Annotated in this window: 21 protein-coding genes; 12 read left to right on the top strand and 9 right to left on the bottom strand. The window is 73.9% G+C overall.

What is annotated here, in order from left to right:
* Positions 1-37 precede the first annotated feature (37 nt).
* The 4 genes from ACFU6K_RS01890 to ACFU6K_RS01875 form a co-directional block, all read right to left on the bottom strand.
* Positions 38-625, bottom strand: a complete 588-nt coding sequence (locus ACFU6K_RS01890) for a TetR family transcriptional regulator (RefSeq protein ID WP_380660313.1) — start codon at positions 623-625, stop codon at positions 38-40.
* An 80-nt stretch (positions 626-705) separates the two neighbouring features.
* The gene (locus tag ACFU6K_RS01885; RefSeq protein WP_380660317.1) at positions 706-1,641 is read right to left on the bottom strand and encodes an aldo/keto reductase; all 936 of its coding nucleotides are present in this window, start codon (positions 1,639-1,641) and stop codon (positions 706-708) included.
* 284 nt (positions 1,642-1,925) lie between these two features.
* Positions 1,926-2,228, bottom strand: coding sequence for a GNAT family N-acetyltransferase (locus ACFU6K_RS01880; RefSeq protein WP_049649718.1), 303 nt, complete (start codon positions 2,226-2,228; stop codon positions 1,926-1,928).
* A 49-nt stretch (positions 2,229-2,277) separates the two neighbouring features.
* The gene (locus ACFU6K_RS01875) at positions 2,278-3,174 is read right to left on the bottom strand and encodes a class I SAM-dependent methyltransferase (RefSeq protein WP_380660312.1); all 897 of its coding nucleotides are present in this window, start codon (positions 3,172-3,174) and stop codon (positions 2,278-2,280) included.
* Positions 3,175-3,371: 197 nt separating this feature from the next.
* On the opposite strand from ACFU6K_RS01875, the gene ACFU6K_RS01870 reads away from it, so the two are divergent.
* From ACFU6K_RS01870 to paaE, 8 genes are all read left to right on the top strand, one after another.
* Entirely contained in the window at positions 3,372-4,847 is a 1,476-nt protein-coding gene (locus ACFU6K_RS01870; protein ID WP_380660311.1) for a histidine kinase, read from the top strand.
* On the top strand, positions 4,844-5,503 hold the full coding sequence (locus ACFU6K_RS01865) for a response regulator (protein ID WP_380660310.1): 660 nt from the start codon (positions 4,844-4,846) through the stop codon (positions 5,501-5,503). The genes ACFU6K_RS01870 and ACFU6K_RS01865 overlap by 4 nt, the downstream gene beginning before the upstream one ends.
* 837 nt (positions 5,504-6,340) lie before the next feature.
* Complete coding sequence (locus tag ACFU6K_RS01860; RefSeq protein WP_380660309.1) at positions 6,341-7,990, top strand: M20 family metallopeptidase; 1,650 nt, start codon at positions 6,341-6,343, stop codon at positions 7,988-7,990.
* 303 nt (positions 7,991-8,293) lie between these two features.
* Positions 8,294-9,346, top strand: coding sequence for a 1,2-phenylacetyl-CoA epoxidase subunit PaaA (gene paaA, locus ACFU6K_RS01855; protein ID WP_380660308.1), 1,053 nt, complete (start codon positions 8,294-8,296; stop codon positions 9,344-9,346).
* A gap of 95 nt (positions 9,347-9,441) precedes the next feature.
* Positions 9,442-9,708: a 1,2-phenylacetyl-CoA epoxidase subunit PaaB gene (paaB, locus tag ACFU6K_RS01850; protein WP_220450137.1), complete on the top strand. Its 267-nt coding sequence runs from the start codon at positions 9,442-9,444 to the stop codon at positions 9,706-9,708.
* Positions 9,709-9,721: 13 nt separating this feature from the next.
* Complete coding sequence (gene paaC, locus ACFU6K_RS01845) at positions 9,722-10,645, top strand: 1,2-phenylacetyl-CoA epoxidase subunit PaaC (RefSeq protein ID WP_380660307.1); 924 nt, start codon at positions 9,722-9,724, stop codon at positions 10,643-10,645.
* 92 nt (positions 10,646-10,737) lie between these two features.
* Complete coding sequence (paaD, locus tag ACFU6K_RS01840; protein ID WP_380660306.1) at positions 10,738-11,307, top strand: 1,2-phenylacetyl-CoA epoxidase subunit PaaD; 570 nt, start codon at positions 10,738-10,740, stop codon at positions 11,305-11,307.
* A complete protein-coding gene (gene paaE / locus ACFU6K_RS01835) occupies positions 11,308-12,486 on the top strand; it encodes a 1,2-phenylacetyl-CoA epoxidase subunit PaaE (RefSeq protein WP_380660305.1) in 1,179 nt (392 codons plus the stop codon).
* Positions 12,487-12,525: 39 nt separating this feature from the next.
* Here paaE and ACFU6K_RS01830 read toward each other — a convergent pair whose 3' ends face one another.
* Both ACFU6K_RS01830 and ACFU6K_RS01825 read right to left on the bottom strand, forming a co-directional pair.
* Positions 12,526-13,635, bottom strand: coding sequence for an NAD(P)-binding domain-containing protein (locus ACFU6K_RS01830; RefSeq protein WP_380660304.1), 1,110 nt, complete (start codon positions 13,633-13,635; stop codon positions 12,526-12,528).
* A gap of 105 nt (positions 13,636-13,740) precedes the next feature.
* Positions 13,741-14,112, bottom strand: coding sequence for a YbjQ family protein (locus ACFU6K_RS01825; RefSeq protein WP_049649739.1), 372 nt, complete (start codon positions 14,110-14,112; stop codon positions 13,741-13,743).
* Between the two features lie 125 nt (positions 14,113-14,237).
* Here ACFU6K_RS01825 and ACFU6K_RS01820 point away from each other — a divergent pair, with 125 nt between their 5' ends.
* On the top strand, positions 14,238-15,167 hold the full coding sequence (locus ACFU6K_RS01820) for a hypothetical protein (protein ID WP_380660303.1): 930 nt from the start codon (positions 14,238-14,240) through the stop codon (positions 15,165-15,167).
* Between the two features lie 129 nt (positions 15,168-15,296).
* Positions 15,297-15,995, top strand: a complete 699-nt coding sequence (locus ACFU6K_RS01815; RefSeq protein WP_380660302.1) for an aminoacyl-tRNA hydrolase — start codon at positions 15,297-15,299, stop codon at positions 15,993-15,995.
* 115 nt (positions 15,996-16,110) lie between these two features.
* Here ACFU6K_RS01815 and ACFU6K_RS01810 read toward each other — a convergent pair whose 3' ends face one another.
* From ACFU6K_RS01810 to ACFU6K_RS01800, 3 genes are read right to left on the bottom strand one after another with little or no spacing between them, the layout of a single operon-like run.
* Positions 16,111-16,854 carry a hypothetical protein gene (locus ACFU6K_RS01810; protein ID WP_380660301.1) on the bottom strand — a complete coding sequence of 248 codons (744 nt, stop codon included), beginning with the start codon at positions 16,852-16,854 and terminating at the stop codon, positions 16,111-16,113.
* A gap of 29 nt (positions 16,855-16,883) precedes the next feature.
* The gene (locus ACFU6K_RS01805) at positions 16,884-17,660 is read right to left on the bottom strand and encodes a hypothetical protein (protein ID WP_380660299.1); all 777 of its coding nucleotides are present in this window, start codon (positions 17,658-17,660) and stop codon (positions 16,884-16,886) included.
* Entirely contained in the window at positions 17,657-18,580 is a 924-nt protein-coding gene (locus ACFU6K_RS01800; protein WP_380660298.1) for an ABC transporter ATP-binding protein, read from the bottom strand. The genes ACFU6K_RS01805 and ACFU6K_RS01800 overlap by 4 nt, the downstream gene beginning before the upstream one ends.
* A 198-nt stretch (positions 18,581-18,778) precedes the next feature.
* On the opposite strand from ACFU6K_RS01800, the gene ACFU6K_RS01795 reads away from it, so the two are divergent.
* On the top strand, positions 18,779-20,086 hold the full coding sequence (locus tag ACFU6K_RS01795) for a sensor histidine kinase (protein ID WP_380660297.1): 1,308 nt from the start codon (positions 18,779-18,781) through the stop codon (positions 20,084-20,086).
* Between the two features lie 44 nt (positions 20,087-20,130).
* The gene (locus ACFU6K_RS01790; RefSeq protein ID WP_380660296.1) at positions 20,131-20,790 is read left to right on the top strand and encodes a response regulator; all 660 of its coding nucleotides are present in this window, start codon (positions 20,131-20,133) and stop codon (positions 20,788-20,790) included.
* The last annotated feature ends 1 nt before the right edge of the window (position 20,791 follow it).

Genomic DNA, 20,791 nt, shown 5'->3' with positions numbered 1-20,791 from the left:
TCCTCCGCTCGTCGGCGCCCCGGTTGCTGATTATCCGTCACTTTGCCTTCAGGCCACCGAGGACGATCTTCCAGACGGCGTCGAACCGGTCGTCGACGTCGGGGGTGGACCAGGTCGACGCGTAGGCCGGGTCGTGGAAGGGGCCGGTCGCGTCGAAGACGGCGCGGGCGGTGTTGCGGATGTGGGCGAGCTTGAACTCCTTGGTCTCGATGCCCTCCGCCACCATCCGCGCGATCTGGTCGACCAGGGTGTCGATGTGGGAGTCCACCAGGCCGCTGTTCTCCTCGACCAGCACCATGTAGGTGGCGAACAGCTCCGGGTCGTCCAGCGCCTTCTTCCGCTTGGCCGTGAACAGCGCCGTCAGCCAGCGCTGCAGCCGTTCGGAGGCGGGGCCGCCCTCGTTGGTGACGGTCGACAGTTCGTGGTGCGCCTGGTCGAGCCAGCGCTGGGTGACCGCCTCGCGCAGCGCGGCCTTGCTGGGGAAGTGGCGGTAGACGCTGCTGTGGCTGACGCCGAGGATGCGGGCGACGTCCACGACGGTGGCCTTGGCCGGGCCGAACCGCCGGAGGACGTCCTCCGCCGCGCTCAGGATCTGCTCGGCGGTGAGTGTGGTGTCCGTGGTCACGGGGAGGTCCGTCCTTAGGTCGTGCGGTCGGGTCGTGCGGTGATGGCGCCGGTGGTGCGGCGACGGCGAGGGTGGTGCGGTCAGCGCTCGCTGTCCAGGTGGGCCATCTGTGCGGCAGCGTACCGGTCACCGGCGGCGGAGCCGGCGGGTACGGCGGCTTCGATGGCGGCGAGGTCGGCCTCGGTCAGCGCGATGTCGAGCGCGCCGAGGGCCTCGGTCAGGCGGTCCCGGCGGCGGGCCCCGACCAGCGGGACGACGTCCTGGCCGCGGGAGGCCACCCAGGCGATGGCGACCTGGGCGACGGTCGCACCCCGCGCGGCGGCGATCTGGCGCAGGGCCTCGACCAGCGCCAGGTTGTGGGCCAGGTTCTCGCCCTGGAAGCGCGGGCTGTGGCTGCGGAAGTCGGTCCCGGCGAGGGCGCGTTCCCGGTCCCAGTGGCCGCTGAGCAGGCCGCGGGAGAGCACGCCGTACGCGGTGATGCCGATGCCGAGCTCGCGGGCGGTGGGCAGGACGGCGGCCTCGATCGAGCGGGAGAGCAGCGAGTACTCGATCTGGAGGTCGCTGATCGGGTGGACGGCGGCGGCCCGGCGCAGGGTGTCGGCGCCGACCTCGGAGAGCCCGATGTGGCGGACGTAGCCGGCCTTCACCAGGTCGGCGATGGCGCCGACGGTCTCCTCGACCGGGACGCCCGGGTCCAGGCGGGCCGGGCGGTAGACGTCGATGTGGTCGGTGCGCAGACGGCGCAGGGTGTAGGCGAGCGCGGTTTTGGTGGCGGCGGGGCTCGCGTCGTAGCCGAGCCACTGGCCGTCGGGGCCGCGCTGGGCGCCGAACTTCACGCTGATCTGGACGCTCTCGCGGTCGCGGCCGCGCAGCGCCTCGTTTATCAGCAGCTCGTTGTGGCCCATGCCGTAGAAGTCGCCGGTGTCGAGGAGGGTGATTCCGGCGTCGAGGGCGGCGTGGATGGTGGCGATGCTCTCGGCCTCGTCGGCCGGGCCATACAGGTCGGACATTCCCATGCAGCCGAGGCCGAGGGCCGAGGTGACCGGTCCGGTGGTGCCGAGGGTGCTCCGGGCGGGGCGGGTGTGTGAGGACACGGGTGACTCCAAGGGGCGGGAGCGGTGCCGGAAGGCGAGGGCAGGGTGACCCGGGTCTCACTATGGCACGACAGCGAACAGATTTCAAAATCTGTTCGCTGTCGTCTGTTATCTGAAAGTTGAAATCTGTCGACTGTCATTTGTTCGGACGGGCGACTGCGCCATGGACTGCGGCCTGGCGGCAGACGCCCGCACCGACGCTGACATCAGTCGGCGACCCGGCTTCGGTTCTCGTACGCGAGGTCGGTGTACTCGGGGTGGCGGAGCATCCAGCCCTTGATGAAGGGGCAGGTGGCCAGCACGGACAGGCCGCGGGCGCGGGCGTCGTCCAGGGCGGCGCGGGCCAGCGCGCTGCCGATGCCCCGGCCCTCGAAGGCCGGCTCGACCACGGTGTGCGGGTAGACCACCAGCTGGTCGCTGCGCAGGTACTCGGCGAAGCCCGCCGGCTTGCCGTCCTCCCAGGCCTCGAAGCGGTTCCGGGCTTCCACGTCACGTACCGAGATGGTCATCGCGGCTCCTCACTGTCGGAGAGTCGGAGCCGGGCCCGGCCCCGGTCCATCATCGGGGGACCGGGGCCGCCCCGCCCGCCGATCCGGCCGCCGTGTCCGTCGTGGTCGTCGCGGCCGTCGCGCTCTGTGTTTTGGCCGCGTCCGCCGGATCAACGGCCGGCTCGACGGCCGGCTCGATGGCGGGGCCCCCGGCCGGCGCCCAGGTCTCGCGCCCGCCCGGCGCCCGCAGCAGGTAGGCGCGGGCGGGCGGCACATTGCGCCACACCGTGCGCTCGCCCAGCCCGTACGCCGCCTCGAACCGTCGCAGCAGCCGGACCACCGCCCGGTGGCGGGCGCCCCGGCGGGGACCGGACGTGAGGGTGCGCGCCGTCGTCGTGCCGAGGTACCCGAAGTACGTCAGCTCGCCGCCGGGCGCCAGCAGCCGCAGGTAGAGGTCGAGGATGTCGCGCACCTGCGCGGGCTCGAAGTTGGTGAACGGCAGCCCGGACACGATCACGTCGTACCGCTGCGCGCGGTCCTCCCTCCGGGCCCCTTCCGGCGCCGGTCGACGGCACTCCGGGAGTTCCTCGACCCGGCAGGCCGACAGCCGCAGGCCGACCCCGGGGTGCCGCGCGGCCAGGACCGGGTCCTCCCGCAGCCGCTCGGCGAACCGCGGGTTGGCCTCGACGACGTGCAACCGGTCGCCCGGTCGCAGGACTTGGGCCAGCCGACGGGTCACCACGCCGGTGCCGGCGCCGACTTCCAGCACCGAGATCGGACGGTTCGGGCGGCTGGTGACCGGTACCACCAGGGCGTTCACCAGCTCCGGGCCGCTCGGGGCCAGCGCGCCGGTGTCGTGGAAGGTGCGCAGGGCCTCGGCGAGGAACAGCAGGTGGTCGCCGCCGGCGGGCGAACCGTACAGGGGAGCAGGGGAGTCCGGACGGTGGTGGAGCCGTTCGTTGGTCATGCCGTCGACGCTAGGCAGGGCGGAGTCGCCGCGAATCGGCCGGTCAGCGGCGCCGACCCCCGACGAAAGTCGAGGGTGTGGTTACCCGGAAGACAGAGGCGCTGCGCGCCCGAGCGCCCCTAGCATCGAGCCCGAGGTGCCCAAGGGCGGACGTGCGGAAGGCTTTCGGGCCGAGGAGAGCGGAAAGGAGGAGCACCATGCGCAGGAGTGTGCTCGGCTGGTACGGGCCGGACCACCGAGCCGGGACGGACACGTTGCTGCTGCTCGGCCTGCTCGGCCTGACCACCGAGGAGGCCCTGGTCCAGTGGACGCAGTCCGACGGTCCGCTGCGCCTGCCGCGTACGGTCGTCGCCGCGCTCGCCGCGGTCTCGCTCTTCTTCGCCCGCCGCTACCCGGTGGCCTCGGCCGTGCTGCCGGTGCTCACGGGCGGGCTGTTCAACCGAGCCGTCCCCGGCCTGTTCAGCGTCTTCCACCTCGCCTACCGCGGCCGGCCAGGCCTGGCGATGGCGGGCGGCTCGGCCATCGCGGTGGCCAGCGCGGTGGGTGCGGACTCACTGGTCGGCTGGGCAGGTACCACTGGGTCCCAACTCCTGGTCCAGGCCGCCACCATGGCGGTCGGCCTGTGGCTTCAGGGCAGACGGGTGCTGATCCGCACCCTGCACGAGCAGGTCGACGCGCTGCGCCGCGAGCGCGAGCTGCGCGCAGAACAGGCACGGTCCGCCGAACGGGCCCGGATCGCCCGGGAGATGCACGACGTGCTGGCCCACCGGCTCAGCCTCCTGGTCCTGCACGCCGGGGTGCTGCGCGACCAGGCCAGGGCCGGCACCGTCGCCGCCGACCCCGACCGGCTCACCCACCGCCTCGAACTGCTGCGGACCACCGCCGCCCGGTCGCTCGACGACCTGCGTGACGTCCTGGGAGCGCTGCGGGCCGACCCGCCGGCCCCGTCCAGCACGGGAGGCGAGCCGTCCGTGCCCGTCGAGGCCGGGCAGGTCCCGGCGCCCGCGCTTCGCGACCTCACCGAGCTCGTCGGCGAGGCGACCCAGGCCGGCCAACGGGTCGAACTCACCCTCTCCGGGGAGCCGGAGACCATCCCGACCACCCACCGGCTGGCCGTGCACCGGCTGGTGCAGGAAGCCCTGACCAACGCCCGCAAACACGCACACGCCGCGCCCGTCACCGTCCGGGTCGGCTACGGGGCGCCGGCGACGACGGTCGAGGTCCGCAACGGCCCGGGCGAGGCGCCGTTGGGCGGGCCGGGCACCGGTGGCGGGTACGGGTTGGTGGGGCTGGCCGAACGGGTCGACGCCCTCGGCGGCCACTTCGATGCCGGCCCGGACGGTGGCGGCGGCTTCCGGCTCTCCGCCCGGTTACCCGCGCCGGACCGCCCGCCGCAGGCGGTGCCGGACGAGGTTCCCACCCGCCCCCGTGGCGACGGTCCGGATCCACAGTCTGGGCGCGCGATGGCACACCCGGGGCGGGCGTCGCCGCAGCCGGAACGAGGGAGGGGAACGCCGGGGGCACGGCAATCGCAGAAAGGGGTGCGAGGGGCGCAGGGGGCGCGAGGAGTGAGGCAGTCGGAGCCACCGGAACAACGGACGCCACCGACGCCACCGACGCGAGCGAAGCACGTGGAGCAGGAACCGAAGCCGCAGCCGAAGGACGCCGCATGATCCGAACAATGGTGGTCGACGACGACGCGCTGGTCCGCCTCGGCCTGGTCGACCTCCTGGCCCAGGACCCGGAGCTCACCGTGGTGGCCGAGGCCGCCGACGGGCTGCAGGCCGTCGAGCTCGCCGCCGGCCGGCGGATCGACGTCGTGCTGATGGACATCCGGATGCCCCGGCTCGACGGGATCGCCGCCACCCGGAGGCTGCGCGAACTCCCCGACGGTCCGCGGGTCATCGCCCTCACCACCTTCGACCTGGACGAGTACGTGTACCAGGCGCTCGCGGCCGGGGCGGACGGCTTCCTGCTGAAGGACACCCCGCCCGCGGAGATCGCCCGGGCCGTTCACGTCGTCGCCAGCGGCCAGGGGATGCTGCACCCGGCGGCCGCGCGGCGGCTGATCGACCGCTACCACCGGGTCGGGGCGCCCCGGTCGGTGGCCGCCCGCAACCGGGCCGCCGGGCTCACCCCGCGGGAGACGGACGTACTGCGCGAACTCGCCGACGGGCTCTCCAATGCCGAGATCGCTGGCGTGCTCGGGATGCGCGAGAGCACCGTCAAGGCGCACGTCAGCCGGATCCTGACCGGGCTCGGAGTCGGCAACCGGGTCCAGGCGGCGCTGCTCGCACGCGATGCCGGTTTGGTGGGCGACGGTGGCTGAGGACGGACGACTGGGGCGGGCTGGGCCTGGGGTCGGGTGCCCGGGTGCCGATCGGTCGTGCACCCGCGGGTGCGGTCGCGAACGTTCGCGCACGCGCATATCCGGGCGCTGTCCCGCTGTTCCCGGGTGCCGCCCTGTCGTACCGGGGGCTGCAGCCGAGGCGCGTCGGGGCTCGGAGGGGCTCGGTGGGGCACATCGGGGCACGGCATCGACCGCTGTTCATGCGGGTGTTCCCCGCACGTTCCCCCGGAGTCGGGGCGGATGCCGAAGCGGGCTTCCATGAGCCGCCGCGTGCTCCCGGTTCGTATCGCGTGCTGAGCCGCTGTCACCCATCCGGCGTGGAAATGCCGTGCCTTGGCCGTTTGCGCTGCCGAACTCGGGCGGCGGGTCCATGGTGGAGATGGGCGCGATCCGGCGACCGCGTCCGCGCGCCGATCCAGGCCCGCGCGCCGAGCGCCCGCGCCGAATGCGGACGGGCGGTGTCCGAAGCGGGGCCCGGTACCGGCACGCTGGGAACAGGGCCACCTCGCAGGAAACCGAACGGTTCTTCTAGGCTCACATCTCGGCTTCCCTGCGGCGGTCCGGCCACTGCGCCCACCGCCAGGAAGCCGCCGTCCACGGGGCTCCGGGCGGACCGGGGCCACCGGATCGAGCGAGGAGGACGCACATGCCAAGCACGCCGCCCAGCCGTTCCACCGTACTTGGGCCAGACAGGCCGATTCGGCGGGCCGCTCATCATCCCGGTCGGCCGGTGCGGTCCGGCCGGGCCTGGTACCCGGGCGGGAGCGGTCGGCCGGCACGGCCGCTGTATACCGGCAGCGGCCGCGGAGGCGAGCGTTGAGTCCCCAGATCGTCGGGTCGCCCGCCGCACCGGGCGCCGCCGCGGAACCCGCCCCGACGCCGGTCGCCGTCCCGGCCGCCACCGACGGCGAGGCCCTTGCCGCCGCCACGGCCACCGCAACCACCGCCGCCGCAGCTCCTTCTGCCACCACCAACGGCACCGCCGTAAGCACCGCAACTGCCGCTGCGGATCCGGGCACTACGGTCTCGGCCGCCGTGGTGCCTGCCGCTTCGGCCCAGGCCACCGCGACCGCGTCCAGTGCCGCGAGGACCGCCGTGGCCAAGGTGGCCGTCGCCACGACCGCAGCCGCCAAGTCCGCCCTCACGAAATCCGCCCTCACCAATCCCGTCGTCGTGAAGACCGCGGCGGCGAAGAGCCCCGTGACGAAGAGTCCCGTGACGAAGAACGTCGTGGCGAAGCCCGCGACGGGCCCGGCCGCCACCGCCGCCCACGGGGCCGCCGCCGTCACCACGGCGCTGCCCGGTGTGCCGCAGGCGCTCAGCACCCGGGCCCGCACCCTCGCCGGGGCCGTCCGGCGTCGCTGCGTCGACCTGGCGCGGATCGAGTCGCCCAGTGGTGACGCCCCCCGACTCGACGCCCTGGCCGAGGAGTTGGCGGCCGGTTTCTGTGCCACCGGTGCCACCGCCCGGCGTGAGCCCGGACCGGCCGGCGACCACCTCGTGCTGGAGTGGGAGGGTCGGGACGAGTCCCTGCCGCACCTGCTGATCGTCGGGCACCATGACACCGTGTGGCCGGTCGGCACCCTCGCGGACTGGCCGGTGGCGGAGGAGGACGGTCGGCTCACCGGTCCCGGCGTGGTCGACATGAAGGGCGGACTCGCCATCCTGGAAGGGGCGTTGTCGCTGCTCGCGGACCTGGGCGAGCGCCCGCACCGGACCGTCCGCCTGGTCGTGGTCTCCGACGAGGAAGTGGGCAGCCCCGACGGGCGCCGCCTGGTCGAGCGCCAGCTGCGTGGCGCCGCCGCAGTCCTGGGTCTCGAACCGCCGCACCCCGACGGTCGGTTGAAGACTGCGCGGCGCGGCAGCACCCGGGTGCGGCTCACCGTGACCGGCCGCGAGGCGCACGCGGGCAACGACGCCCACGATGGGGTGTCCGCGGTCGACGAGCTGGTGGACCAGCTCGTGCTGGTGCGCGACCTCGCCGGTCAGCCCGGCACCGAGCTCAACGCCGGTCGGATCAGCGGTGGTTCGCGCGCCAACGTGGTCGCCGGTCGGGCCGAGGCCGAGCTGGGGCTGCGCTTCGCCACGGTCGAGGCGCAGCGCCGTACGCTGGACAACCTCGCCCGGCTCACCGCGCTGCGTCCGGGTGCGCGGGTCCGTACGGAGGTGCTGTCCAGTCGTCCGGCATGGCCCGAGCGGACCGGCAACCCGCTGTTGCGGCACGTGCGTTCGCTCGCCGCGGTGCTCGGGCAGCAGTTGGACGGCGCTCCGGCGGGCGGTGCGGGGGACACCAACCTGCCGGGCTCGCGCGGGCTTCCGACCCTGGACGGCTTCGGTGCGGTGGGCGCCGGAGCCCATGCCCGGCACGAGCACATCCGGATCGACCAGATCGCTCCCCGGGTCGCCCTGCTGGCGGCGCTGCTCGCGGTGCCGCTGCCGCGACTGCGCGACCGCGCGGAGGGATGAGTCGGCGGTGAGCCGTTGACGGCTGGGAGTCGGTCGTCGACCCCCGGCAGTCGGCAGCGGCGAACGTAGAACGGCAAACAGAGAACAGCGGACAGAGAACAGCGAGCGTCGAGCAGCGAACAGAGAACAGCGAACAGAAGACAGCCGACAGATAACAGCTGACAGATTTCAGAATCTGTCAGCTGTTATCTGTTGCGTGCCTTGCCATCCCTCCGCCCCTCCGCGCAGAATGGTACCGACCGAACGGTCAGTCGGTTGGTCGGTGCTCCAGGCGACCGACCGGGCAGGACACGAGAGGGGACTGTGGTGACAGCAGAGGTGGCCGAAACGGTCCCCGCGCAGACGCTGGAGGACCGGTTCGAGGCGGTCGTCGCCGCCGAGCAGCGGATCGAGCCCAGGGACTGGATGCCCGACGCCTACCGGGCCACCCTGATCCGCCAGATCGCCCAGCACGCCCACTCCGAGATCATCGGCATGCAGCCCGAGGGCAACTGGCTGACCCGGGCCCCGTCCCTGCGCCGCAAGGCCATTCTGCTCGCCAAGGCCCAGGACGAGGCCGGCCACGGCCTCTACCTCTACGCTGCCGCCGAGACCCTCGGCGTCGACCGCGCCGAGCTCACCGAGAAGCTGATTTCCGGCCGCCAGAAGTACTCCTCGATCTTCAACTACCCGACCCTCACCTTCGCCGACGTCGGCGTGATCGGCTGGCTGGTGGACGGCGCCGCGATCTGCAACCAGGTCCCGCTCTGCCGCTGCAGCTACGGTCCGTACGCCCGCGCGATGGTGCGGATCTGCAAGGAGGAGTCCTTCCATCAGCGCCAGGGCTACGAGCTCCTGATGACGCTGATGCGCGGCACCGAGGCCCAGCGCCGGATGGTCCAGGACGCGGTGGACCGCTGGTGGTGGCCGTCGCTGATGATGTTCGGCCCCTCGGACGCCGACTCGCCGAACACCGCCCGCTCGATGGCCTGGCGGATCAAGCGGCACAGCAACGACGAGTTGCGCCGGCGCTTCGTCGACATGACCGTCCCGCAGGCCGAGCACCTGGGTGTGACCCTCCCGGACCCCGAGCTGCGCTGGAACGAGGAGCGCGGCGGCTGGGACTTCGGCGAGCCGGACTGGTCCGAGCTGACCCGGGTCATCCACGGCCAGGGCCCCTGTAACGCCCAGCGGATCGAACGCCGCCGCACCGCCCACGAGGACGGTGCCTGGGTGCGCGAGGCGGCCGTCACCTACGCGGCCAAGCGCGCCGCCGAGGCCGCCGTATCCAGTGAAACCACCGGGCGCACCGGAGCCGCCGGGCCCAGGGAAGCCACCGAAGTGACCGAAGCGACCGAACAGGAGAACGGAAAGTGACCGACCCCCAGGTTGGCTCCCCGTCCGGGCCCAAGGCCGGGGCCGAGGCCAGCTCCGAGGCCGGGTCCAAAGCCGGGCCCAAGGCCGGCTGGCCGCTGTACGAGGTGTTCGTGCGTCCCCGGCGCGGGCTGAACCACGTCCACGTCGGCTCGCTGCACGCCGCCGACGACCGGATGGCCCTGCTCGCCGCCCGCGACCTCTACACCCGCCGCAACGAGGGCGTGAGCCTCTGGGTGGTCCGCTCGGACGCGATCACCGCCTCCACCCCGGACGAGCGCGACCCGTTCTTCGAGCCCAGCGGCGACAAGGTCTACCGCCACCCGACCTTCTACGACATCCCCGAGGATGTCCCGCACATCTGACGGGGGAGCCACCGTGCACGACCACACCACCTCCACCACCTCCACCGCCGGCAGCGGCCAGGACGACCACGTCTACCTCAGCCTCGCCGACGCCGCCCCCGGCCCCGAGGGCGAGGGCCGCTGGGCGTACGGGACGGGCTTCGCTGACCCCCTGCTCGGCGTGGACACCGCGCTGCCCGCCGGTCTGGACGGCGCCGACCTCGCCGCCTACTGCCAGATGCTGGGCGACGACGCCCTGGTCCTCGCGCAGCGGCTGATCGAGTGGTGCACCCGGGCACCCGAGCTGGAGGAGGAGGTCGCGCTCGCCAACCTGGGCCTCGACCTGCTCGGCCAGGCCCGTCTTCTGCTCACCCGGGCCGGTCAGGCGGACGGTACCGGCCGCACCGAGGACGACCTGGCGTACTGGCGGGAGGAGCACGAGTTCCGCAACGTCCGCCTGGTGGAGGCCCCGAACGGCGACTTCGCGTACTCGATCGCCCGGCTGCTGCTGTTCGCCACCGCGCGCGGCGCCCTCTACGAGGCGCTGAGCGCGCACCCCGACCCGGTGCTGGCCGCGGTCGCCGCCCGGGGCGTCAAGGAGCTGGCGTACCACCGGGAGTACGCCACCGCCTGGACGCTGCGCCTGGGCGACGGCACGCCGTACTCCGCCGGGCGGATGCAGGCCGGGCTGGACGCGGTCTGGCCGCTGCTGGAGGAACTGTTCACGGCGCACCCGGTGGAGCTGCGGGCGGGCGTCGACCCGGCGGCCCTGCGCGAACCGGTGCTGAGCTCGCTCGGCGCGGTTCTTGCCGAGGCCGGGCTCACCGTGCCGGACGTACCGCCGCTGGCCACCGTCCTCGGCCTGGCCGGGCGGGACGGTGTGCACACCGAGGCGCTCGGCCCGCTGCTCGCCGAGTTCCAGGTGCTGGCCCGCGCCCACCCGGGGGCGACATGGTGACCGACGACATCGTGACGGGTCCGGGGCCGAGGGGCATCGCGGAGCCGACGGGCACAGCGGAGCCGACGGACCCGACGGACCCGGCGGGCACCGTGCCGGACCCGACGACCCGCGACCTGGCCTGGGCGGTCGCCGCGGCCGTGCCGGACCCGGAGCTGCCCATGCTCACCCTGGCCGACCTGGGTGTGCTGGCCGAGGTCGGGGTGGACGGCGGCAGCGGCACGGTGACGGCCTGGCTGACCCCGACCTACTCGGGCTGCCCCGCCGTCGCCGAGATGGCCGCCGACGTGGACCGCCGGCTGCGCGCGGCCGGGTACCCGGACGTCCGGGTGCGGCTGCGGTTGGACCCGCCGTGGTCCACCGACCTGATCACCGTCGAGGGCCGTCGCAAGCTCGCCGAGGCGGGCATCGCCCCGCCGCGCCCGACCGCCGCCGTCGCCGCGGCCGGACCGGCGGCGCTCACCCTCGGTCCGACCCGCACCGGGACCGCGACCGCGCCGGTCACCGGGGCCTCGCCGCGGATCGCCGCGCCCCCCGTGCCGTGCCCGCACTGCGGCGACACCGACACGGAGGAGCTGTCCCGCTTCGGTTCCACCGCCTGCAAGGCGCTCTGGCGCTGCCGGGCCTGCCGCGAGCCGTTCGAACGCGTCAAGGAGATCTGAATGCCCGCCGCTTCCTCCGCCGCTCCCGCCTCCTTCGCCGCCGGGTCCGCCCCCGACGCCGAGGGGTCCGGCATCCGCCCCGCCCGCCGTCCGACCTTCCACCGGCTGCGGATCGACCGGGTCGAGCGGCTCTGCGAGGACGCCGTCGCGGTGACCTTCGCGGTGCCGGTCGGGCTGGCGGAGGAGTTCGCCTTCCGCCCCGGGCAGACCCTGACCCTGCGCAAGCTGGTGGACGGCACCGACGAGCGCCGCTCGTACTCGATCTGCGCCCCGGTCGGCGGGCCGCTGCGGATCGCCGTCCGGGAGGTGCCCGGCGGGCTGTTCTCACGCTGGCTGGTGCGCGAGGCGAAGCCCGGCGAGGAGGTGGAGGTGCTGACGCCGTCCGGCCTGTTCACCCCCGAGCTCGGCGTCCCGGCCGACCACGTGCTGCTCGCCGCCGGTTCCGGGATCACCCCGATGCTGTCGATCGCCGGCTCCGTGCTCGCGGCCGACCGCGGCTCCACCGTCACCTTGCTCTACGGCAACCGGCGCAGTGACAGCGTGATGTTCGCGGACGAGCTGGCCGACCTGAAGGACCGCTACCTCGACCGCTTCCAGCTGGTCCACGTGCTCTCCCGGGAGACCAGGGACGCCGAGCTGCTCAGCGGCCGGCTGGACCCGGAGCGGGTACGCGCGCTGCTGGCGGCGCTGGTGGACGTCGGGAGCGTCGGGCACTGGTGGCTGTGCGGCCCGTTCGGCATGGTCGTGGGGGCGAAGGACCTGCTCGCCGAGCTGGAGGTGCCGGGCGATCGGGTGCACCAGGAGCTGTTCCACGCCGAGGACGAGCCGCTCCCGGAGCGCGACGAGGACTGGGACCGGACGGACGCCTCGTCCGGCGGCTCCGCCGACGGCGTGTCGGGCCCGCAGAGCGAGGTCACCGTCGTCCTCGACGGCCGCGGCAGCACACTCTGCCTCCCGCGCGACCGCTCGATCCTGGACGGCGCCCAGCGCTCCCGCCCCGACCTGCCGTTCGCCTGCAAGGGCGGAGTGTGCGGCACCTGCCGCGCCCTGGTCACCGAGGGCGAGGTGGAGATGCGCCGCAACTTCGCGCTGGAGGAGAAGGAGCTGGCCGCCGGCTACGTCCTCACCTGCCAGGCCCGCCCGGTCACCGACCGGGTGACCGTGGACTACGACCGCTGAGCGGACCACCACCGCCGACCGGACCACCACCGCCGAGCCTCAGACGGTGGCGGGCTCCACAGCAGGGTCCTCGATCGTCGGACGCCCGAGCGCAGGGTCCCCGAGCAGCTTGACGAGGTCGTTGACGGCCGCCCGCCCGGCCCGGTTGGCGCCGACGGTGCTGGCGGACGGGCCGTAGCCGACCAGGTGGACGCGGGGGTCGGCGGTGGCACGGGTGCCGGTGAGCGCGATGCCGCCGCCGGGGGAGCGCAGCCCGAGCGGAGCGAGGTGCCCGACCTCGGGCCGGAATCCGGTCGCCCAGACGATCGCGTCCACGGCCAGTTCCTCGTCGCCCCAGGCGACCCCGTGCTCGGTCAGGCGGTCGAACATCGGTCGGCGGCGCAGCGCGCCCAGCTCCTCGGCGCGCCGGTAGGCGACGGACGGGCCGAGCCCGGTCACGCTCACCACGCTGCGCGGCGGCAGTCCCTGCCGGACCCGCTCCTCGACCTTGGCGACCACCGCGCGCCCGTACTCGGGGGTGAACGGCCCGTCGTGGTAGACGGGCTCGGAGCGGGTGACCCACACCGTCTCGCCGACCGCGGCCACCTCCGACAGCACCTGGACCGCCGAGGCGCCGCTGCCCACCACCAGCACCCGCTTGCCCGTGAACTCCTCGGGGCCGCGGTACTCGGCGTAGTGCAGCTGGCGGCCCGCGAAGCGGCCCGGGTAGTGCGGGAGGAAGGGGCGGGTCCAGGTGCCGGTGGCGTTGATCAGCGCGCGGGTGGACCAGGTGCCGCGGTCGGTCTCGACCAGCAGCCGGGAGTCCGGGCGCTCGGACTCGGCGCGTACGGCGCGCACCGCGACCGGGCGTACGACCGGGAGCGCGTGCTGGGCCTCGTACGCCGCGAAGTACTCCGGCACCACCTCGCGCGCGGGGGCGTCGGGGTCCGGCGGCGGCAGCTCGGCGTCCGGGAGGTCGTGGACGCCGTGCACGGTGGCCATCCGCAGGGACGGCGAGCGGTACGCCCAGGCGCCGCCGGGGACGGCGTTGGCGTCGAGGACGACGAAGCCGCCGTCGACGCCCGTCCGGTGGCGGGTGAAGCCGCGGCGGTGCAGGTGGTAGGCGGCGGACAGACCTGCCTGTCCGGCGCCCACCACCAGGACGTCCACCCGTTCCGGAACACTGTTCGTTGCACCGTAAACAGTCACGCCCGAGAAACATCGGGGGGTCGGCGGGTGTTCCCCGGTCAGGAGAGGAATGTCACAGGAGGAACGTCAGGAGACAGGGGAGATGACCGCGGCGGTGCCGTAGGCGCAGACCTCGGTACCCACGGCGGCCGCCTCCGTGACGTCGAAGCGCATCATCAGGACGGCGTTGCCGCCGCGCGCCTTGGTCTGCTCGATCAGCCGCTGCATCGCCTCGTTGCGGCTCTCGACCAGGGTCTTCGTCAGACCGCGCAGCTCGCCGCCGACCAGTGACTTCAGACCGGCACCGATCTGGCTGCCGACGTGGCGGCTGCGGACGGTCAGCCCGAAGACCTCGCCGATCACGTGGTCGACCCGGTAACCGGGGATGTCGTTGGTGGTCACGACCAGGACGTCGGCGTTCGGGCCCTGCCCGCCGCCGTACTCGTTGATGTCAGCCATGCGGCTCATCCTGCCAAACTCCTGCGTCCGAGTGACAGCGGCGGGGCCGGGCGGTGGCCGAGAAGGCTCCCGGAAGCTGGTCCGGACCGGTGATCGGGCGACCGAAAGGCCGTACCGTTAGCCCCATGGGCGAGCGAAGCGATCATCCACAGGGGCCGGGCGCGGCGGAGGACTCCGGCGCGCAGGAGATCGAGGCGACGGTGGTGCTGGGCCTGCGGATCACCGACTGGCCGGCCCTGCGCGCGGCCGCGATCAGGGCCGTCGAGGAGCTGGATTTCGGGGGCGTCGACCCGGCCGGCCAGCGCCGCGAACTGCTGCGTGAGGTCGCCGAGGACGCCAACGCGGCGCTCGGCGCGCTGCTGCACCCGGACCGGCTGGTGGCCGCCATCCCCGGGGTCGAGGCGATCGGCGGCACGCTGGAGATCAGCGTCACGGAGGACTTCACACCGGACTTCGCCGACCTGTTCCCGCTGGAGGGCGACGAGGAGGACGGCGGCGCGGGCGCGGACTGGACCCTCACCCCGCGCACCGCCTGCCTGCTCCACGCCCAGCTGATCGGCCTGGCCGACGCCGCGTACGACGACCTCGACGAGCACGGGGACGAGGCGGTCGCCGACAGCGAGGACGTGGACTGGACGGTCTTCGCCCGGCTTCCCGAACGCACCTGGCGGATGCACCGGGGCTGGCGCCGCGCGATGGCCCGGGCCTTCGACGACCTCGCCGACGACCTCGCGCTCGGGGAGTGGCCGCTGCCGCGCTGCCTGGCCGAGGACATCGCGCTGCGGATGGCCCTGGTGGACGCCCGGGCGTTGCTCGGTGCGCAGCCCGAGTCGGTGGCGGACATGATGGGCGACCTCCCGGCCGACCTGTACGACTACGACTGGGACGGCTGCCAGGACGAGCTGTTCGGGGTCTACGGGCCGGACGAGGGCGATCCGGAGCTGGCGGCGGAGCAGCGCACCGAGATGCTGCTGGCGGCCACCCATCCGGAGGGCTGGTTCCTGATGTACGAGGATGCGGAGGAGCGGGACCCGCAGCGCGGCTACCGGCGCTGACGGGGCGAGTACCGGGGTGAGTACCGGGGCGAACGGGGCGGGCCGAGTCGGTCGGGGCGGGGCTGGCATCCTGGACGGGTGACTTCTCCTTCCGACGCCCCGACTCCCCTTTCCCCGGTCCCCGCTCCGGTGGCAGACCCCGGCGACTCCCCGTCGCGCGAGGACCGCGACGAGCGGCCGCAGTACGTGCTGCCGCTGGTTGTCCGGCTGGAGCGGGCCACTCCGCCCGGCCGGACGGACGCGCTGGAGACCTCGGCGCGGGCGGTGCTCACCCTGCTCGCCGACCCGCGGGTGACCGAGGCGGGCGGCGAGTGGGCGGAGCGGGTCGAGGCCTGGGAGGACGCCCGGATCCGCAAGGTGGTCCGGCGGGCCCGGGGCGGGGAGTGGCGCCGGGCCGGCGAGCTGCCGGGCGTCACGGTGCACGGGCGGGAGGCCGAGGTGCGGGTGTTCCCGCCGGTCCCGCTGGACGGCTGGCCGAAGGAACTCGCCAAGCTCCAGGTGTCCGGGACGGACCTGGAGGAGACCGCCGAGGTCGGCGCGCCCGAGCCGGGGCTGCCGGTGCTGTGGCTCAACCCCGAGCTGGAGATGAGCGCGGGCAAGACGATGGCGCAGACCGGGCACGCCGCCCAGCTCGCGTGGTGGCGGCTGGACGAGGCGCAGCGCAAGGAGTGGGCCGAGGCCGGCTTCGCGCTCGCGGTCCGGACGGCCTCGCCGGCGGCGTGGGAGGAGCTCGTCCGCAGCGGGCTGCCGGTGGTCCAGGACGCGGGCTTCACCGAGATCGCGCCGGGCAGCTGCACGGTGATCGCGGAGCACCCGGCGCTGCGATGACGGCGTGGCGGGCGACGGCTGACGGCTGACAGGTGACAGCCGACAGATAACAGACGACAGATTTCGAAATCTGTCGTCTGTCATCTGTTCGCCGTTCGCTGTTCCCCGTCGGTCGTCAGCTGTGCCGGTACCGCCGCATCGCCCGCAGGCCGCCGTAGACCGCCAGGGCCGTCCAGAGCGCCATGATCAGCAGCCCGGTCCAGTGGCCGTAGTGGACGCCCGGCTCGGTCTGGGTGCGCGTCGCGTACAGGCCGGCCCGGTCGGGCAGGAACTGGCCGAGCTCGCGGACGCCGGGGATGGCGGCCAGCCAGGTGGTGCCCAGGAACACCATCGGAGTCAGCAGGCCGAGCGCGGCGCTGAAGTTTCCCAGCATCGCGGTCAGTCCGAGGCAGATCAGCACCATCATCGGGTGGTACAGCACGCCGGCCAGGAAGCTGCGGGCCAGGCCCGGGGTGGAGAGGTCCAGGCCGACGGTGGTGCCGACGGCCAGGAACGAGCCCGCCGTCGAGGCCAGCCCGAGCAGCAGGCCCAGCCCGGCGCCGAGCGCGAGCTTGGCGCCGTACAGCCGGCCCCGCCGGGGGACGGCGGTGAGCGAGGTGCCGATCATGCGGGTGTTGAACTCCTGCCCGATCAGCAGGATGCCGAGGCAGGCCACCGCGACGTGGCCGAAGAGCAGCCCGTAGAAGATCCCGTTGGCCGGGTCCTCGCCGGGCGTGTGGTCCTTCGCCCCGTAGGCGGCGTTGACGGCGGCCGTGACGCCGACCGTCATCGCCAGGGCGACCAGCGGGGCCGCCCACTGCGAGGGCAGGGTGGTGAACTTGACGCGTTCGGCGCGGAGGGCACCGGCGAGCGTGCTCATGGTTTTGCCCGTCTCCCGTTCGTCCGAGGTCACTTGGCGCCGATGCGGCGCATCGCCCGCAGTCCGCCGTACGCCGCCAGGGCCGTCCAGAGCGCCATGATCAGCAGCCCGGTCCAGTGCCCGTACACGACCTGGGGGTCGTCGGCGTACCGCAGGGCGTACTGGCCGGCCCGGTCGGGCAGGAACTGGACGACCCGGCGGACCCCGGGCACGCCGCCGAGCAGTGGCGAGAGCAGGAAGACGGTCGGTACCAGCAGCCCCATGGCGGCGGTGAGGTTGCCCAGCAGGGCGGTCGCTCCGACGCAGAACACCACCAGCAGCGCCTGGTAGAGCACACCGGCGACGGCACTGCGGACGAGGGCCGGCCCGTCCCAGGCACCCGGGGCGGTGGTCGCGTAGCCGGCGAAGGCGCCCGCCGTGCCGACGGCGCCGACGGCGAGGCCGACGAGCGCGCCGAGCGCCAACTTGGCGCCGTACAGCCGACCGCGGCGCGGGACGGCGGTGAGCGACACGTTGATCATGCGGGTGTTGAACTCCTGCCCGATCAGCAGGATGCCGAAGCAGGTCAGGGCCGCCTGGCCGAAGTTGAGCCCGTAGAAGACTCCGACGCTCGGGTCGTCGGTGATGTCGTGGTCCTTGCCGCCGAGGGCCGCGCCGACGGCCGTGGTGACCCCGGCGGTCAGCAGCAGGGCGAGCAGCGGGGTGATCCAGAGCGAGCGGAGGGTGGTGAGCTTGATCCGCTCGGCGCGGAGGGCCTGCAGGACGTGCGAGGCGTTGCCAGTGGGCGTGGGCGTGGGCGTGGTCATGCGGAGGCCTCCGCGCGGTACTCGACGCTGTCGGCGGTCATCCGCATGAACGCCTCCTCCAGCGAGTCCTGTTGTACGGCGATCTCGTACAGCACCACCCCGTTGGTGGCGGCGAGCGCGGCGATCCGCTCGGGTTCGGCGCCGCTCACCTCCCAGGCACCGCCGTCGACTTCGGTGGCGTCGAGGCCGTGGTCGTGGCCGGGGCCGCCGAGCAGGGCGGCGAGCTTGGCGGGGGCGACGGCGCGGACCCTGATCCGGGTCCGGCCGTGGCGGTCGATGAACTCGGAGGTGGCGGCGTCGGCGAGCAGTCGGCCGCGCCCGATCACCACCAAGTGGTCGGCGGTGAGCGCCATTTCGGTCATCAGATGGGAGGAGACCAGCACCGCCCGGCCCTCGGCGGCCAGGTCGCGCAGCAGGGTGCGGATCCAGCGGATGCCCTCCGGGTCCAGGCCGTTGACGGGTTCGTCCAGCAGCAGCACCGGTGGGTCGCCGAGCAGCGCGGCGGCCACCCCGAGGCGCTGGCGCATGCCGAGCGAGAAGCCCCGGATCCGCCGTCCGGCCGCGTCCGCCAGGCCGACCTGGCCGAGCACCTCGTCGACCCGGCGGGCCGGCAGCCCGTTGCTCGCGGCGAGCCAGCGCAGGTGGCCGTACGCGGTCCGGCCGCCGTGCATCGCCTGGGCGTCCAGCAGCGCGCCGACCGTCCGCAGCGGGGCGGGGAGTTCGGCGTACGGGCGGCCGTCGACCAGGGCGTGTCCGGCGGTCGGTCGGTCGAGGCCGAGGACCAGGCGCATGGTGGTGCTCTTGCCGGCGCCGTTCGGGCCGAGGAAGCCGGTCACCACGCCGGGTCGGACCTCGAAGGTCAGGTCGTCGACGACGCGCCGGCCGTCGTACTCCTTGGTCAGGCCCTGGATCTCGATCACGGCCCGCTCCCCTCGTCTCGTCGTCGGTGGTCTCCGCCGGTGCCCGCTGTGGTCGCCCCGGTCGGTGGCTCCATTCGACCGGAGCGGGCCGGTGCGGCGGATCCCGCCGGGGCGGGGAGCCGCCTCCCTCCCAGGAGGGAGGACACGGGCGACCGGCGCGGGATCCGGGGACCGGGGGCGACCTGGCAGGATGGCGCAATGTCCAAGATCGCAGCGCCGAGGAGCGCGAGCGCGGTGCCCGGAGGCTCCGCGCCGGGGAGTGCGGTGTCCAGGCTCGTCGCGCCGCTCGCGGCCGGTGTCACGTACGCGCGGCTGCTGCACCTGCTGGTGGGGTGGATCTTCGCGGGCGTGGTGCTGATGATCTATCCGGGGACGTACCGGAAGGGCCTCGGCGAGATCCTCATGGCGAGCGTACCGCTGGACTGCGTGCTGCTCGCGGCGCTCGCGCTGATCCCGGCGGCGCGCAGGGCGGAGGGGGTTCAGGCGCGGCTGCTGCTGGTGCCCGACCGCGAGGAGGACATTGCCGCCGAGTCCTCCCGTACCTGGGCCGACCGGCGGCGGACGGCGGGCTGGCTGATCGGCCGGGTCGCGCTCGGCTCGGTGGCCGGGTTCGTGCTCTCCTTCGGCTCCGTCGCGTGCTACGGCCGGCTGACCGGTCCGGACGCGCTCTGGTACCTCCCGTTCTCCCCGCTGCTGGTACTCGGTTTCGGCTGGTTCCTGGTGTTCGCCGGGCGCCTCCAACTCGCCATGGCCGTACGGCTGCTGGGTCCGTCGCCGAGCGAGCGGCTGGCGGAGGCGGAGCTGCGGGCCGAACGCCTGCTGGAGCGCAACAGGTTGGCCCGCGAGCTGCACGATTCGATCGGCCACGCACTGACGGTGACGGTCCTTCAGGCGGGCGCGGCGCGCGAGGTCGGGGACCCGGCCTTCGTCGCCAAGGCGCTCGAAGTCATCGAGGAGACCGGTCGGCAGGCCATGGAGGACCTCGAACGCACCCTCGTACTGCTGCGCGAGACCCCGGCCGGGGCGAACGGTGTGGCCACCGAACAACCCGGGATCGACCAGCTGCCCGCGCTGTTCGACACGGCCCGGGCGGCCGGCAGCCCGGTGGAGGCGCGGATGGAGGTGCCACCCGGCACACTGCCCGGGGTGCTCTCCCGCGAGTCGTACCGGATCGTCCAGGAGGGTGTCACCAACGCACTCAAGTACGCGCCCGGCGAACCGGTCGACATCCGGATCGCCGTCCGGGAGGGGCAGTTGGAGCTGCGCTGCGCCAACCGGCTGCCCGGCGCCGGGCGTTCGGCCGCCGGCGCGGCCGGTCCGGCCGGACCGGCGCGGCCCCCGGCGGGCGGTGCGGGCAGGGGCGCGACGCGCAAGGGCGGCAAGGGGCTGCGCGGCATCCGCGAGCGCGCCACGCTGCTCGGCGGGGAGGCGGCGGCGGGGGTGTCGCAGGACGGCGGAGGGGAGTGGGTGCTGACCGTCCGGCTGCCCCTACGCTTGGGCTCGTGACGAACGATCCTGTGACACGAGGCCCGGCCGGAGGGGCCGCGGGGATGACGGACATCCTGCTCGCCGACGACGAGGAACTGGTCCGGGCCGGTCTGCGGGCCGTCCTGGAGGCGCAGGGGGACCTGCGGGTGGTCGGTGAGGCGGCCGACGGCGCGGAAGCGGTCGCGCTGGCCCGCGCACTGCGCCCGCACGTGGTGCTGATGGACGTCCGGATGCCGGTGCTGGACGGCCTGGCGGCCACTCGCGAGCTGCTGCGTCCCGGCGCGCCGGGTGAGCGCCCGCCGAGGATCCTGGTCGTGACCACCTTCGAGAACGACGACTACGTCTACCAGGCGCTGCGCGCGGGCGCCGACGGCTTCCTGCTCAAGCGCACCCGCCCGGCCGAGATCGCCCACGCGGTACGGCTGGCGGCGGCGGGCGAGTCGCTGCTGTTCCCGGCCGCGATCCGCCGCCTGGCGGCCGGGCACGGCAATCCGACCGCCCGGGCGGCCATGGAGCGGGCGGCGCTGACCGGGCGCGAGGCGGAGGTGCTGCGGCTGGTCGCGCGGGGCCTGAGCAACGGGGAGATCGCCGAGCGGCTGTTCCTCGGCGTGCAGACGGTGAAGACCCACGTCAGCAGCGTGCTGGCGAAGTTGGGGGCGCGGGACCGCACCCAGGCGGTGATCGCGGCGTACGAGTCGGGGTTCGTCGAACCGTCGGAGTGAC

The sequence above is a fragment of the Kitasatospora sp. NPDC057512 genome, assembly GCF_042802135.1.
In the GTDB taxonomy this organism is placed as follows: domain Bacteria; phylum Actinomycetota; class Actinomycetes; order Streptomycetales; family Streptomycetaceae; genus Kitasatospora.
The sequence above is the reverse complement of the archived record's forward strand: the minus strand, read 5'-3'. Positions and strand labels throughout refer to the sequence as shown.